This is a genomic window from Oceanisphaera sp. IT1-181 (assembly GCF_033807535.1).
GTDB lineage: Bacteria > Pseudomonadota > Gammaproteobacteria > Enterobacterales > Aeromonadaceae > Oceanimonas.
In genome coordinates, this window is record NZ_CP136856.1 from 1,473,251 (window position 1) to 1,488,738 (window position 15,488).

Genomic DNA, 15,488 nt, shown 5'->3' on the forward strand with positions numbered 1-15,488 from the left:
AGCAAGGAGTGCTAAATGCGTATATTTCAGAAGTATCAGCCGTTATTAGTGGCGAAACATGTAAAGGGATTTTTCAGCGGGCGGGTATATATTCAGGGCCGCGGCGATTTTAGTTACGCCAAAGGCATGCTCATTATGCCGGACGACGCTAAGCCAGAGCACCAAGACACGGTGCAGGAAATCAACCAGCTGATCGCCGAACTGCAAGCCAACGCCATGGCAGCTTAGCCCCAGCGTTACGCCGTACGCGATAGACTGAAGCCGTTAACACCAAACACCAAACACCGAGCCTGAGCTCGGTGTTTTTGTATCTGTACGCCACAAATCAATACGTCATAAATAAAAACGAACAGGATTAAGGGCGAGATCCTGACGTGCGTCAGGAAGACAGCGGGAAAGAAAGTTTTACGTAGCAAAACTAAAACAAGCTGCCGTGCCTTAATCTCTCTATCTTAAACACGGGCATCTACAAACATAGCCTAAATCAGAGCCGCTACGCGCCACCAGCCAGCTAAAGCGGCTTCTACAAAAAACAGCGCCTGTGTTTAGGTTGCCGAGCCTGCATAATTGGATGATTTAACGCACTACATGAGAAAGTGGCGTATTTTATCTTATTCTTGGCGCTTAATTGTTAAATCTCTATCCTTAACAGCACCAGCAAAGCGGCATCGCCGCCCCAGGCGCGGGTGGCTTGGTGAAACGCCAATACTTGCGGGTGCTGCACCAACCACATGGGCAGGCGTTGTTTTAAAATATTCTTACCGTGGCCATGCATGATGGACACACACTGCACGTGCTGGCGCTTAGCAGCCAACAATAGCGCTGATAACTCGTTTTTGGCTTGTTCTTGCGTTAAGCCGTGTAAGTCTAAAAAAAACTCAGGCACATAGTCGCCTCGGCGCAGTTTTTTTAGCTCATAGGCTGAGGTATCGGGCTCGCGATAGCGCGTGGGGCCTTCTTGATCTAAATAAGGTTCATAAACATCAGAAAAAGGGTGCGCTTGCGCCCTGTCTTTGCGTACCATTTGTCGCTGGGCTTTTACCTTGACCGGTGCCCGATGCGGAATTATGGTATCCTGCTTTATTTTGCGGACACCCTGCACCGCTGCTTTAAAGAGCGCTTGATCGTCGTCTTCTGGGAAAGGAGAGGGGGTCATGGTAATTGGTTCCGTGGTCTCTGAATATTTAAAAATAGCTATCTTAGCGAGGCGGAGGGGTTTTGGACACGCTTATTAATGAAGAAGCGCTCATAGAGCTGCATACAATAGGGGACTGGCTACGTTTTTCCGTCAGCCATTTTCAACAAGCCGGCTTGTTTTATGGCCACGGCACCGACAACGATTGGGACGAAGCCGTACAGCTGATACTGCCTTTGTTGCACCTGCCACAAGGTTGCCCGCCACAAATCCAAAATGCCCGCTTACTGACCAGTGAGCGCAAACTACTGCTGGACGCACTAAAAGTGCGAGTCGAGCAGCGCATTCCTACGCCTTATATTACCCATACCGCTTGGTTTGCAGGTTTCGAGTTTTATGTGGATGAGCGGGTGTTGATCCCTCGCTCGCCCATTGCAGAACTGATCGATGGCCGTTTTGCGCCTTGGTTGGCCCTAGAGCCTAAGCGTATTTTAGATATGTGTACCGGCTCTGGCTGTATTGCCATCGCCTTGGCGCACAGTTTCCCGGATGCAGAAGTGGATGCACTGGATATTTCTCGCGATGCACTGGATGTGGCGGAAATCAATATCCAAAACCACGGCCTTGAGCAGCAAGTGACGCCTATTGAGTCCGACATTTTCTCGGCACTGCCTAAAGGCGATAAATACGACTTGATGGTGGTGAATCCGCCCTACGTCGACGAAGAAGACATGAGCGACTTGCCGGAAGAGTTTCAGCATGAGCCGGAATTGGCGTTGGCCTCTGGCTTTGATGGTTTGGACTTTACTCGCCGTTTATTGGCCGAGGCCTGCGACTTCTTATCAGAAGATGGCCTGCTCGTGCTGGAAGTGGGCAACAGCCAAATCCATATGGAAGAGGCGTATCCTGAGTTGCCGCTCACCTGGATAGAGTTTGAAAAGGGTGGCCATGGCGTGTGCGTGATCAGCCGCCGCGATCTGGTGCCTTTTCAAGCGCAGTTTTAATAATTATTAAAGGAAATCACTATGGCAGGGAACAGTATTGGTACTCTTTTTCGCGTTTCAACCTTTGGTGAAAGCCACGGGATTGCCTTAGGCGCAGTCGTGGACGGTGTACCGCCCGGTATTGAACTATGCGAAGCGGACTTACAGCAAGATCTCGACCGTCGTAAGCCCGGCACCTCGCGCTTTACCACCCAAAGACGTGAAGCCGACGAAGTGCGCATTTTAAGCGGCGTATTTGAAGGCAAAACCACCGGCACTTCGATTGGCCTCTTGATTGAAAATACCGATCAGCGCTCTAAAGATTATTCCGATATTAAAGACCTGTTTCGCCCGGGGCACGCGGACTATACCTATCACCAAAAATACGGCATTCGTGATTATCGCGGTGGCGGTCGCTCCTCGGCTCGCGAAACCGCGATGCGCGTGGCGGCCGGTGCTATCGCTAAAAAGGTGTTGGCGAAATACGGCGTGTCCATTTTTGGTCATCTTACGCAGCTCGGCCCGATTAACGCCGAAGCCTTCGATAAAAGCGTGATTGAAACTAATCCGTTCTTTTTTGCCGATGCGGGCAAACTGGAAGAGCTAGATCAGTACATGCGCGACTTGAAAAAAGAAGGCAACTCCATTGGTGCCAAAATTCAGGTGGTGGCGCAAGGCGTACCCGTTGGGTTAGGCGAGCCGGTATTTGACCGCTTAGATGCAGACATTGCCCATGCGTTAATGAGCATTAACGCGGTAAAAGGCGTCGAAATTGGGGATGGTTTTGCAGTAGTCGAGCAAAAAGGCTCTGAGCACCGTGACGAAATGCAGCCCGATGGTTTTGCTAGCAACCATGCCGGCGGCATCTTGGGTGGCATTTCTAGCGGCCAAGACATAGTGGCCAGCATAGCGCTGAAACCCACTTCCAGCATTATGGTGCCCGGCAATACCATTAACACTACCGGCGAAGCGGCCGAATTAGTGACCCGTGGCCGCCACGATCCGTGTGTGGGTATTCGTGCGGTACCTATCGCCGAAGCCATGTTGGCCATCGTATTACTGGATCATCTGTTGATGCACCGCGGCCAAAACGCCGAAGTGTTTACACTGACGCCTAAGCTCACTTAAAACAGACGCCCAAGCTCACTTAAAACAAGAGTGAACTTAGTGAGTGTCATCCGTTATCAACGGAGCTAGATTGGCTTAACCCAAGCGGCAGGGTAGAATAACGGTCCTTAATTGAGGGCCGTTTTTTTTATGTCATTTTGCTACTCTGATCTCATTTCCCTGTTTAACCAATGTTTTGCCGCCAGTTACAATACGCGCCTTGAGTTGAGCGACGGCGAGCCTATTTATTTGCCAGCCGACAGCCAGATTGATCATCACCGCATCTTGTTTGCTCATGGCTTTTTTGCCAGTGCGCTGCATGAAGTAGCGCACTGGCTGTTAGCCGGTGACGCACGTCGCTTACAAGAAGATTATGGCTACTGGTATTGCCCCGATGGTCGAGATGGCGAGCAACAAAGCCAGTTTGAAGGCGTAGAAGTGAAGCCCCAAGCCATTGAATGGGCATTATCACTGTGTTGCGGCTTTAATTTTAATGTCAGCTGCGACAACTTAAACGGCAGCGTTGAGCCAGACCGCCATGCCTTTAAAGTGCGAGTGCAAGAGCAAGCGCTGCATTATGTAAAGCTGGGCTTTCCCGAGCGCGTCCAGACCTTAATGCAGGCATTAGCGAAGCACTATGGTCAAGCTTTACCAACGGCGGCCAGTTTTAGCTTGTGAGTGGTGGGTAAAGACGGGAACAGATTGGAATGGGGTACTCCTCACATCTTACTCTTCACCCCTCACGTTTAGTTTTCAACGAGGCATATGTTCAAAATTGGCTTGATTATCAATCCGCTGGCGGGGCTCGGCGGCAGTGTTGGCCTTAAGGGCAGCGACGACTTGGCCGCTCAAGCGCTCGCTTTGGGTGCCGAGCCGCGGGCCTTGCAACGCACAGCGTTGGCGCTGGCCGAGCTCGCGGCAGTGCATGAACACTTTACGGTGTTAACCGCAGCCGGCGACATGGGCGAAACCGTCTGCCAGGCGCTGAATTTATCCTATCAAGTGTGTTATCACCCCGAAAGCGGACTTACTACGGCAAACGATACAAAAGCGGCCGTGAACCAGCTAGTTGCGCAGGACATAGATTTATTGTTGTTTGCCGGAGGAGATGGCACGGCACGGGATGTGTGTGCCGTAGTACCTAAAAATCTGTGCGTGTTAGGCATACCGGCAGGTGTTAAAATTCACTCCGGTGTGTATGGCGTGACGCCGGCGGCCACCGGTCGCTTACTGGCCAAGCTTATTGCGGGCGAACCGGTGAGCTTACGGTCCGCTGAGGTGATGGACATAGACGAAACGGCGTTTCGAGCAGGTCTAGTGCAGGCCAAACGCTACGGTGACATGCTGGTACCCAATGATTTAAGCTATGTGCAGGCGGTAAAAGCGTCGGGCGTGGAGTCTGATGAACTGGTGCTGCTTGATATTGCCGATGACATTGTCGAGCGTATGCAAGAAGCGCCGGACCATTACTATATTATGGGCTCAGGCAGCACGGTGGCGGCAGTGATGGCTCGACTTGGGCTACCTAATACCTTGCTTGGTGTGGATCTCGTGCATCAGCAGCAGGTAGTGGCGAGTGATTTGGATGCACAGCGTTTATATCAACTGATCCATGATAAGCCTACTAAATTGGTGATCACCTTAATTGGAGGTCAGGGTCATATTTTTGGCCGAGGCAATCAACAGCTTAGCCCACAGGTGATACGTGCCGTAGGGCAAGAGAATATCTGGCTATTGGCGACTAAACGTAAGCTTAATGCGCTGCAAGGTCGCCCGTTGCGAGTAGACACGAACGATCCACAATTAGACCAAGCATTGAGCGGGTTAATGCGTGTGATCACAGGCTTTAATGATGAAGTTTTGGTGCGGGTGGCAAACCCGGAATTTGAGGCGTAATAAATGAATATTTTTGAATTTGAACGACAGCTGTTAGCTGAAATTGACGACAATATCGCCACCGCAACCGACGATCAGCTGTTTGCCGGCGGTTACTTGCGCGGCCACATTACCTTATCGGTGGCTGAGTGTGACATTGACGGTCGCACCCATTTGCGTGACGTTAAAGCGCGCGTAAATCGCAGCCTGCATGATGCCATCATGGCCGGCGAGCTGAATGAACAAGATCAAGCGCTGGTAGAAGGATTTTGGGCGGATCTTATCAGCAAAGTTGAAACGACCAGCATGGCGCAATAATCGCCTTCGGGTAGTGTAGACTGATCAGCTATCAAAAAAGCACCGGACCATTAGGCTCGGTGCTTTTTTTGTTTTTCTGTGTGGCTTTAGCGGCCCTCATGTTTCCACGTGAATTTTAAAGAAATCCTGCTTCGCTAACAATAAAAAGGAGCCCTTCGGCTCCTTTGTCTTTTACGGTTCAGGGCTGATATTACTTAGCCGTGAATAATGCCACGCTTACGTAACTCGCTGATGACTAAGTCTGCTGCTGCGTCAGCACTCAGATTAGCTGCATCCAAGTGGATTTCTGGCGCTGCTGGGCGCTCATAAGCGGAGTCGATGCCGGTGAAGTTCTTTAACTCGCCGCTACGGGCTTTCTTATACAAGCCTTTCACGTCGCGCTCTTCAGCCACGGCTAACGGGGTATCGACAAACACTTCGATAAACTCGCCTTCCGCCAACTGCTCACGCGCCATACGGCGCTCGGCGGTAAAGGGCGAGATAAAGGCGGTGAGTACGATTAAGCCTGCATCCACCATCAACTTAGACACTTCGCCAATACGGCGAATGTTCTCTACGCGATCTGCATCGGTAAAGCCCAAGTCTTTGTTTAAGCCGTGACGCACGTTATCGCCGTCCAGCAGGTAGGTGTGACTACCCAGAGCATGCAGCTTTTTCTCTACCAAGTTGGCAATGGTCGACTTGCCGGCACCGGATAAACCGGTAAACCACAACACACTCGGCGTTTGGCCTTTGGCCTGCGCACGCACTGCTTTATTCACATCCACATGCTGATAGTGAATGTTTTGGCTGCGGCGCAGTGCAAAGTGCAGCATGCCGGCGGCCACGGTGGTGTTGTTTAAGCGGTCGATTAAGATAAAACCGCCGGTGTCTTTGTTGGTCTGGTAATCATCAAAGGCAATGGCGCGGTCTAAGTTGATATTACAGACCGCAATGCCGTTCAGCTCCAGCTGCTTGGCCGCCGTGTGCTCCAGGGTATTGACGTTGACCTGATATTTGATATCGGTCACGCTGGCGGTCACGGTTTGGGTGCCAATTTTCAGCAGGTAAGGGCGGCCCGGTAGCAGGGCGTCTTCACTCATCCACACTATGGTGCTTTCAAACTGATCGGCAGTCTCGGCTGGTGCCTCGGCGATGGAGATCACGTCGCCGCGCGAGATATCAATTTCATCTTTTAGCGTTAAGGTAATGGACTGGCCGGCGACGGCTTGCTCAAGATCGCCAGAATAAGTCACGATACGTGTCACTTCACTTTCTTTGCCCGAAGGCTGCACCCGAATACGATCACCCGGCTTAACGACGCCACTGGTAATGGTGCCGGAGAAACCGCGAAAGTCTAAGTTAGGGCGGTTTACCCACTGCACGGGTAAGCGAAACGGTGCCTGTTGCATACGGGTGTCATCAATTTCGACCGTCTCTAAGAAATTCATTAGAGACTCACCATGATACTGAGGCTTAGCGTACCAAGTCATGCGTGGGCTGGCTTCAACTATGTTATCGCCTTTAAACGCTGACAACGGAATATAGGTGACGTTCTGCAAGCCCAGTTGCTCAGCAAAAGCGGCGTATTCGGCTTGGATCTCATCAAAGCGTGCTTGAGAATAATCCACCAAGTCCATCTTGTTGATGGCGACGATAATATGGCGAATACCCAAAAGCGACATCAAATAACTGTGACGGCGGGTTTGCGTCAAAATGCCTTTACGGGCATCGACCATTAGAATGGCGGCGTCTGCGGTAGACGCGCCGGTCACCATGTTACGGGTGTATTGCTCGTGGCCGGGGGTATCAGCGACGATAAACTTACGCTTATCGGTGGAGAAGAAGCGATACGCCACGTCTATGGTAATGCCTTGCTCACGCTCGGCGGCTAAGCCATCCACTAACAGTGCGAAGTCGATGTCTTCGCCTTGGGTACCCCATTTCTTGGAGTCCGCTTCCATGGCCGCTAACTGGTCTTCAAACAGCATCTTGGATTCAAACAGCAAGCGCCCAATCAGGGTACTCTTACCGTCGTCCACACTGCCGCAGGTGATAAAGCGCAACAAACTCTTTTGCTCGTGCGCCTTCAAATATTCTTCAATATCCGTTTCAATCAGAGATGATAAATTCATGTTTTTTCCTTCGGAGCGGTACGCTGTACGCCGTAAGCCGACCGTTTTAAAAGCTAACTGTCGGTGCTCTGTTCATTGTCTAAACTCGTAATTAGACCGTGTAACATGGCCGAAATATCACGAGTTTCTTGTAACCATTGCCGGCCTGATAGCTCGTTGATGTACCCAACATCTATACCTATATAAATTTGGGTGCGCAATTCGGCGCATGAGCCACGAGCTATTACCAGAAAATGGCGTTTGTCTTTATATGAGAAGCGAGACATCCCTTCCGCAATATTACTGGGTATGGAGAGTCCAGAACGGGTTATTTGGCTATGAAAACCAAAGTCCTTCAATTCTCTTAATCCCTTATATAGCTCTGCCGATAATCGCGCAGAAAGCTTCCATACTCGTAACTTCTCAAAATTCATACTGTTCTCCCGAACTGCTTTACGTATAGCGTAAAGCGTAGGGCTTACAGCGGGTTATTTCGTGTTTAGAAATAACCTTCTTGTTTTTTCTTCTCCATGGACGCAGCAGAGTCGTGATCTATCATGCGGCCTTGGCGCTCTGAGGTTTTAGTCAGTAGCATTTCTTGAATAATTTCCGGCAAGGTGGTGGCTTCTGACTCCACAGCTCCCGTTAACGGATAACAGCCTAGGGTTCTAAAGCGCACATTCTTGATCATGGGCACTTCGCCTTCTTTTAACGGCATGCGCTCGTCATCAACCATGATCAAGGTACCGTCGCGCTCTACTACCGGGCGGGGGGCCGCAAGGTACAAAGGCACAATCGGAATGTTTTCTAAATGGATGTACTGCCAGATGTCCAGCTCGGTCCAGTTTGAAATTGGGAATACGCGAATCGACTCACCTTTGTGCTTACGCGCGTTATAGAGCTTCCACAATTCAGGGCGCTGATTTTTCGGATCCCAACGATGTTGCTCGGTACGGAATGAGAAAATACGCTCTTTAGCACGAGATTTTTCTTCATCACGGCGTGCACCACCAAAGGCGGCATCAAAACCATACTGATCTAACGCCTGCTTTAAGCCTTCGGTTTTGGTGATATCCGTATGGATAGCCGAGCCGTGGGTGAAAGGGTTAATGTCTTTCTCAATCGCTTCTGGGTTGATGTGCGTCAGCAACTCAAGGCCGAGCTTCTCTACCATTTGGTCACGAAAGGTATACATTTCGCGAAACTTCCAGCGCGTATCCACATGTAGCAAAGGAAAAGGCGGCAAAGAAGGATAAAAGGCTTTCATCGCCAAGTGCAGCATAACGGCGCTGTCTTTGCCGATGGAATACAACATTACAGGATTGTCGGCCTCAGCCACCACTTCCCGCATAATGTGAATACTTTCGGCTTCAAGCCGTTGTAGGTGCGTTAGATTCATTAGTGATTCCGCTCTCAATTATGGATTATGCTAATAACCAAATGTTATAGATGATCTATGTATCAAGTTTATTTGATATATAGGTACAATGATAGCCCTGCTAAAGAGCGAGTGGTTATATATGACAGCATATTGGGTATTAGCATCGATTGGCGTGCTGTTGGCTTTGCTGATCCAAGGTCGCGTGGCGCCTGCAGTCTTGTTTACATCGTGGGCGGTCGGTTTCGTACTGCTCGGCATTACCGAGCAGCAAGCCTTGCTTAATAGTTTCTCGAATTCCGCACTCATGACCTTAGTGGTATTGATGCTGGTGTCTTTGGCGCTGGAGCGCTCGCCGCTGCTAGACCGACTTTCTGATGCCTTATTAAAAGGCCGCGAGTCCATGGCCAGCCTGCGCTTAATGGGTGTGACCGCTTTTATGTCGGCGTTTTTAAATAACACCGCAGTGGTGGGCTCTTTGCTGGGCGTGATCTCTCGCCAGCGCTATATCCCTGCTTCACGCTTACTGATCCCGCTCTCTTATGCGTCTATTCTTGGCGGCATTACTACTTTGGTGGGCACCTCCACTAATTTGGTAGTGAATTCCTTTGTGATCAACGCTGGATTGCCGCCATTGGGCATGTTCCAGTTTACGTTAGTCGGACTGCCGGTGGCGCTAATTTGTATTGTTGGGTTGATGTTTAGCGCGCGTTTATTACCGAAGAACCGGGTGCTGGATCAAGAGATAGCGCAGTCTTACTTTCTAGAAGCACAGGTGATGGCAGGCTCGTCATTGATTGGCAATAGTATTGAAGATAACCAACTGCGTAACTTGGATGGCTTGTTCTTGCTGGAAATCGTGCGTCACGACCGCTTATTAAGCCCTGTCACCCCAGAAGAAGTGATTGAAGAGAATGATGTGCTGGTGTTTACCGGTGAAGTAGAAAAGGTACAAACGCTGCAGCGATTTTCCGGTCTGCAACTGTTTGGTACTCAAGCCGACCGTTTACTGGCATCAAACTTAGTGGAAGTGGTAATAAGCCATGAGTCGGAGTTGCCAAAACGGACCTTGCGGGAAGTGGACTTTAGAACCTTGTTTAATGCCGGTGTGGTGGGCATTCGTCGTGGTAAGCGCCGCTTAACCGGTCAATTGGGTCACATACCGCTGCGCGTGGGTGATAGCTTATTATTAGCCGTGGGCCCTGATTTTAAAGAACAGCGCAACATAGACCGTAACTTTCACATCCTCAGTGGCAGCTTACAAAGACCTAAGCTCGCCATCCAACAAAGCTTATTGGCTTTTATTGGTTTTGGCGCTGTGATTGCATTATCAGCCTTCAATCTAGTGCCGTTACTAAATGGCCTGCTGATGCTGCTGGCGCTATTACTGGTGACTAAAGTGCTGACGCTCAGCGAGTTACGCCGGCGCTTTCCGTTTGAATTGTGGCTGATTATTGGCTCGGCGCTCACCGTGGCCAAGGCATTAGAAAGTTCAGGCGGAGCGCAATTGGTGGCCGATGCGGTGCGCAGTGTGTGCAGTGGCTATGGAGTGTACGGTGCTTTTATTGGCGTGTTTTTTATCACCCTTATTTTAACGGAAGTGGTGACCAATAATGCGGCGGCGGCCTTGGTGTTTCCTATCGGCTTATCCACCGCAACCGCCTTTGGTGCCGATCCCATGCCCTTTATTATGGCGGTGGCCTTTGGTGCCAGCGCCTGTTTTATTATTCCGATTGGTTATCAAACACACTTGATGGTGTATTCACCTGGGCGTTACCGTATGGTAGATTACTTTAAAGTCGGCTTGCCGGTGAGCATCTTGTACTCAGCGAGTGTGCTTACGCTGGTGCCCATGGTATTCCCGTTCTAATGCTTAAATGTGCCCATGAGACCGGTATTTGGTCTCATTATTTGCTGGTTGATTAATAAAGCCGCAATCAGTTTACAGGGCATTGCAATCAGGCCCAGCTTTGGTAAACTGGCTTTTCTATGGTGACCCCGTTGGTCCTCTCGCATCAGAATCTTGTTTACTAGGCCAGGCCCGGAAGGGAGCAACCAAAGCAGGAACCTCCGAGTGCCGGGATGTGGCTGGCGGGCGTCACCACCCAAATTTAGTTTTTTTTGTCGCTTTCACCATAAGTTGACATATCTTCAGTAATATCTGACATAAATTGCATCATAAGCTGACATAGCCTACCTTTGTAGTAACAAAACTACATCCAAGGTGGTTTTTATGTATCGGCGTCGATTGAAGCACTCACGAGTCAAAAATCTTTTTCGCTTCGCAAGCGGCTATGTTTGAGTTAATCGTTGAAAGCTATACTTGAATCAGTCACCTCGTGGGAGGCAAAAAGATGAAAAGTACAGGTTTCGCCAAACTTAAACGCCAACTGACTGAACTCCAGCCTCGGCAGCGGCATGAACTGCTGATACTGCTTCAGCAACCAGACTCGTTTCCCGAGCTCATTGCTCGACTAGAAGAACTCACTGCTTCACACCCAACATGCCCTCATTGCCGCGATGATGCTCCCTATAAGTGGGGAAGCATGAATGGTAGACAGCGTTACCGCTGCCGGGCTTGCAAGAAGACATTTACCTCTCTGACCGGCACGCCACTTGCTGGGCTTCGAATGGCTGAGCGGTGGTTGGAATATGCGGAGCAGATGATGGAATCCACAACACTTCGCAAAGCCGCCAAAAAGTGTCAGATAAACTTAGGTACATCATTCAGGTGGCGACACCGCTTTCTGCAACTGGTTGATTATACTAAGTCTTCTGAGCTGGGCGGTATCGTCGAAGCCGATGAAACGTTTATACGTGAATCCTTCAAAGGCAAGCGGGATCTCAGTAAGAGAAAACCTCGCCGCCGTGGTAGCGATAAGAAAAACATTAAGTGGGTCAAAGTGATGGTACTGCGCGACCGCAACCACAACGAAGCCGACTTTGTAATGAAACGCTTTACGCTCAGAAAGCTGGAACGCTGCCTGCTGCCGCGATTACGGTCTGGCGCTGTGCTCTGTAGCGATGGCCATCTTAACTACGAGGCGTTGGCAGCCAAACATCACTTGCTTCACAAGCCGGTTAACAGCAGTGTCGGTCAGCGGGTACGTGAAGAGATATTCCATATCCAGGGTGTGAATGCTTATCACAGTCGACTAAAGCAATGGATAATGCGTTTTCATGGTGTCGCCACCAAGTACCTTCATCGTTACCTTGGTTGGTTCAGGTGGTTTGAGCATACTAGGAAAGCTGATGCTCAACCTATTGATTTTATATGGCAATGTGCGGTTCAGCCGCGTTTTCAACAACTAAAGCGAACATAGCCGGATAGGCAGCTGAGAAAACGAAGAGTGCCTGATAGAAAGTAGGCGTTAAGTGTACTGCCGGATAGGCAGCTGAGAAATTAGTATCGGTCAATACTGGCACTGAAAACCCGTGTACTGCCGGATAGGCAGCTGAGAAATTAACCGGAAAGTGGAGTACCCGAGTCATAACGTGTACTGCCGAATAGGCAGTTGAGATTAGGTCAGGAAGAGAACAACCAAAACAAGAAGTAAAACTCTGCCGAAAAAGGCAGTCGCCCCTAAAGAGTCCAGTTTGAATTGGATTCTTTAGGGGCTTTTTTATGAAGTAAAATATTCTATCACTTGATGTACTGTAGTATATCTACACTGCAACATCACAACTTAAAAATTATATCTGCTAGAAACAATGCGTTACTCAGTGTATTTTTCTGGTTTGTGTGTACGTGCATTCTGTGGATGACATGACGCAACTTCCTATTAAAATGAGGAATTCTCTAAGATAAAAAACATGATGATTCTGCTTTCTGAGTTAATCTTCGTGTCGCGATTCGCGCCAACCAGAACGATAAATTGGATAGTACTGCTCGCCAAAAATCCGAGAAAATGTCTTGTTTGTCGCTACCATTTCTGATTTTGCATTCATTAACAAGTGCGTGGGTTAGTCTTGTTTAATACCACAATATGCATAATTTGTTTTACTTGGCCACCAAACATCGTCACGGTGGTTACGGCATCTTTTGCCGCACATCCTCAATTGCTTGAACATTGAAGAGATTACGAGCTGCATTTGAATTTTTTCACTGGCTTTTTTTCGATATGCTCTTAAGAAGCTCATCTTTATATTTTTTTCATCCCATTGAAATTATACTGAATGTCCCCATATATCGTAATCGATTCTGTGGAGGCACTATGGGCGACTCTAAAAAACAATTCAAAATATTATCTCTAAACGGTGGTGGGGTCCGAGGTTTATTTTCGGTTACCATTCTAGCGGAATTGGAGCGAGTTCTGGCTGAACGGCACAATAATCCAGATTTAGCCATCGGTAACTACTTTGACATGATCACCGGTGTCTCAATTGGAGGGATAATTGCTGTTGCTTTGGCTGATGGTCAGAAGGCGAGAGACTTGCAAATCAAGTTCCACAATGCAGCTCCAAATATTTTTCCGCGCCGGAGTTGGGTACCTAATTATGCTCGCAGCATATACCAGTTAGGTAGATTATTGCTGAAGCCCCTCTACAAGGCTAACGACCTAGAAAACGCAGTAGCTGATATCGTTGGAACCGGTAAGACGGTGAGGTCGCTAAAGCGACGGCTACTCATCCCGACGGTTAATCTGAGTACAGGTCGTCCTTTGTTCATCAAAACCTGCCATAACTCCCAGTTCACCCGTGATGATCGATTCACTTTGATAGATGTAGCCATGGCTACATCTGCTGCCCCTACCTACTTCTTGCCTCATTACATTGAGTGGCAAAGTGCTTACTTTGCCGATGGTGGCTTATTGGCAAACAACCCATCATTCGTCGCCTACCATGAAGCGCTGAACTATCTTGATGACGAGGAGTTTAAGGACATAACACCAAGTGATATCAAAATCCTTAATATAGGAACTCTCTCCAACGATTTTTGTGTTAATCCCAATAATATTTCTAGATGGTTCCCTGGATATTTTGGCCTGTGGGGGGGCGGGAAAGCGCTCATTGAGACCGTGATGTCTTCCTCGCAGAAAATGCATGGATTCATGGCTAGTAAAGCGCTGAATCGCGAAGGCATGCGTCCCTGTTATTTCTCGCTAGATGAAACCGTGCCAGATCAACAGGCACGAGTCATCTCGCTAGACAATGCTAGCGAAGAGTCATTGAAAGCACTTGTCGCTTGGGGAAATTCTGTGGCCACTACTGCTACCGGTAACAAAACTCTTATCGATACCTTCTTTAGTATGGAGGCTCCAGCCTTCATTCACCCTGCCGACAGTAAGGAAGCGTTAGAATGAAATGGTCAGCACATTTATATCTTACTAATACCAATGATGGGCTCATGAAAAGGTTGGAGCCTACTCGTACCGACAATAGCTCTCTCGAGAAGTTTAAGACGATGATCAGAATGCGGACAAAGGCCGTATTTACAGAAGCACAAGAGATCGTCAAAACGCTGAGCAGTAGTTCTCGGAGTTCTATGAGTATCCAATTCGTAGAAAGTGAAGTTAGGAAAACCCGCCTGAGCTACCTTGACAGTGAGGATGTCCAGCGAATAGTGACACTGCTCTTTGACATGAGTGATGACGCACGCAGAGCTTTCTTAGATACAGAGCCAAGGTTTTGGGTTCAAGGAAGCTATAAGTATAAGACACTAAATAAGCCATACCATACGCCTCCACAGCAGATGGATATTGATGACGGCACATACATGCCTATGGAAATGTTCAAAGAACAACCGCTAGTCGGCCATGAACTTCTCTTGCTGCTGGTCGATGCATCATTAGCATCTTTGGCAGGAGAAAATTCCGGGTGGAAAGCATTGAAGAAGCCTACTTGTGGCCGCATTGTCATTGAAGAAATGAATTTGCACGTAGACGTTCCTATGTATGCGATTCCAAAAGAGAAATTTTTAACACGCGAAGTGGCGAAAAGTTTAACAATGGACTCTGTGGTTGGGATTGAAAGTATTTTCACAGAGTCAGCCAAACAGGAACTTGATGATGATAGCGTCTACTTAGCTGTCAGAGGGAACGATAAATGGATGAAATCAGACCCAGAAACCGTTGCACATTGGTTTAAGCTCGCGGTAAAACGGCACAAGGAACCGATGCGGCAGATCTGTCGCTACCTGAAGGCGTGGAGAGATGTGCAGTGGAAATCCCCTGAGTTATCCTCCATTGCTCTTATGAAATGTGTTGTTGACATCTTTGATAATACGGCCATGCCGGACACAGAAGATCATGGGGAGTTTTTGTTGACGGTTACAGAACAGTTGGCCACTAAGTTGAAGGAAGGAATCGCGAGTCCTGACACCTCCGATCAGGGGCGCTTGCTGTTTCCTAAAGAGAACATGGATAAAGACACTGTTCAGAACATTATCGCGACAGCAGATAACCTGCATAAAGATTTCGATCGAGCTCTTAAAAGGGCTTCTACAAAGAGTGAAGTACTGAAAATTCTAAACGGACTTTTCGGTGACAGCGTTGTGAGTGAGGATCTTATTAAGCCTTGGGTTTCTATGCCGGCATACCAAAAACCACGGCAGCTGCAACGGGAAATTCAAATGAATGATTCAATGACGAGTGCTTGAC

General features: G+C 48.8%; 14 protein-coding genes and 1 other RNA gene. 11 read left to right on the top strand and 4 right to left on the bottom strand.

Features of this window, described 5'->3' with window-relative positions; all coding sequences use genetic code 11:
• The first annotated feature begins 15 nt into the window (after positions 1 to 15).
• Entirely contained in the window at positions 16 to 228 is a 213-nt protein-coding gene (locus R0134_RS06710; protein WP_319784031.1) for a DUF1107 domain-containing protein, read from the top strand.
• 403 nt (positions 229 to 631) lie between these two features.
• Here the strand turns inward: R0134_RS06710 and smrB are convergent, their stop codons facing one another.
• Positions 632 to 1,156 (bottom strand): endonuclease SmrB, encoded by a 525-nt coding sequence (smrB, locus tag R0134_RS06715; RefSeq protein ID WP_319784032.1) that lies wholly within the window; start codon positions 1,154 to 1,156, stop codon positions 632 to 634.
• A 62-nt stretch (positions 1,157 to 1,218) separates the two neighbouring features.
• On the opposite strand from smrB, the gene prmB reads away from it, so the two are divergent.
• The 5 genes from prmB (at position 1,219) to R0134_RS06740 (ending at position 5,418) form a co-directional block, all read left to right on the top strand.
• The gene (prmB, locus tag R0134_RS06720) at positions 1,219 to 2,139 is read left to right on the top strand and encodes a 50S ribosomal protein L3 N(5)-glutamine methyltransferase (protein ID WP_319784033.1); all 921 of its coding nucleotides are present in this window, start codon (positions 1,219 to 1,221) and stop codon (positions 2,137 to 2,139) included.
• Positions 2,140 to 2,160: 21 nt separating this feature from the next.
• Positions 2,161 to 3,246 carry a chorismate synthase gene (aroC, locus tag R0134_RS06725; protein ID WP_319784034.1) on the top strand — a complete coding sequence of 362 codons (1,086 nt, stop codon included), beginning with the start codon at positions 2,161 to 2,163 and terminating at the stop codon, positions 3,244 to 3,246.
• Between the two features lie 129 nt (positions 3,247 to 3,375).
• Entirely contained in the window at positions 3,376 to 3,903 is a 528-nt protein-coding gene (locus R0134_RS06730; RefSeq protein ID WP_319784035.1) for an elongation factor P hydroxylase, read from the top strand.
• An 87-nt stretch (positions 3,904 to 3,990) separates the two neighbouring features.
• Complete coding sequence (locus tag R0134_RS06735) at positions 3,991 to 5,121, top strand: ATP-NAD kinase family protein (RefSeq protein ID WP_319784036.1); 1,131 nt, start codon at positions 3,991 to 3,993, stop codon at positions 5,119 to 5,121.
• A 3-nt stretch (positions 5,122 to 5,124) separates the two neighbouring features.
• Positions 5,125 to 5,418, top strand: a complete 294-nt coding sequence (locus R0134_RS06740; RefSeq protein WP_319784037.1) for a YfcL family protein — start codon at positions 5,125 to 5,127, stop codon at positions 5,416 to 5,418.
• A gap of 194 nt (positions 5,419 to 5,612) precedes the next feature.
• Here the strand turns inward: R0134_RS06740 and cysN are convergent, their stop codons facing one another.
• The 3 genes from cysN to cysD form a co-directional block, all read right to left on the bottom strand.
• Entirely contained in the window at positions 5,613 to 7,532 is a 1,920-nt protein-coding gene (gene cysN / locus R0134_RS06745) for a sulfate adenylyltransferase subunit CysN (protein ID WP_319784038.1), read from the bottom strand.
• Between the two features lie 53 nt (positions 7,533 to 7,585).
• Positions 7,586 to 7,945: a four helix bundle protein gene (locus tag R0134_RS06750; RefSeq protein WP_319784039.1), complete on the bottom strand. Its 360-nt coding sequence runs from the start codon at positions 7,943 to 7,945 to the stop codon at positions 7,586 to 7,588.
• A 65-nt stretch (positions 7,946 to 8,010) separates the two neighbouring features.
• The gene (cysD, locus tag R0134_RS06755) at positions 8,011 to 8,910 is read right to left on the bottom strand and encodes a sulfate adenylyltransferase subunit CysD (RefSeq protein WP_319784040.1); all 900 of its coding nucleotides are present in this window, start codon (positions 8,908 to 8,910) and stop codon (positions 8,011 to 8,013) included.
• Positions 8,911 to 9,031: 121 nt separating this feature from the next.
• Here cysD and R0134_RS06760 point away from each other — a divergent pair, with 121 nt between their 5' ends.
• The 5 genes from R0134_RS06760 to R0134_RS06780 all read left to right on the top strand — a co-directional run bounded on the left by R0134_RS06760 (position 9,032) and on the right by R0134_RS06780 (position 15,487).
• Positions 9,032 to 10,759, top strand: a complete 1,728-nt coding sequence (locus tag R0134_RS06760; RefSeq protein WP_319784041.1) for an SLC13 family permease — start codon at positions 9,032 to 9,034, stop codon at positions 10,757 to 10,759.
• Positions 10,760 to 10,888: 129 nt separating this feature from the next.
• An RNA gene (gene ffs, locus R0134_RS06765) (signal recognition particle sRNA small type) lies at positions 10,889 to 10,986 on the top strand.
• A gap of 257 nt (positions 10,987 to 11,243) precedes the next feature.
• Positions 11,244 to 12,212 carry an IS1595 family transposase gene (locus R0134_RS06770; protein ID WP_319781742.1) on the top strand — a complete coding sequence of 323 codons (969 nt, stop codon included), beginning with the start codon at positions 11,244 to 11,246 and terminating at the stop codon, positions 12,210 to 12,212.
• 891 nt (positions 12,213 to 13,103) lie between these two features.
• Positions 13,104 to 14,192 (top strand): CBASS cGAMP-activated phospholipase, encoded by a 1,089-nt coding sequence (locus tag R0134_RS06775; protein ID WP_319784042.1) that lies wholly within the window; start codon positions 13,104 to 13,106, stop codon positions 14,190 to 14,192.
• Positions 14,189 to 15,487, top strand: a complete 1,299-nt coding sequence (locus R0134_RS06780) for a CBASS cGAMP synthase (protein ID WP_319784043.1) — start codon at positions 14,189 to 14,191, stop codon at positions 15,485 to 15,487. Before R0134_RS06775 ends, R0134_RS06780 begins: the two co-directional genes overlap by 4 nt.
• Position 15,488 lies beyond the last annotated feature (1 nt).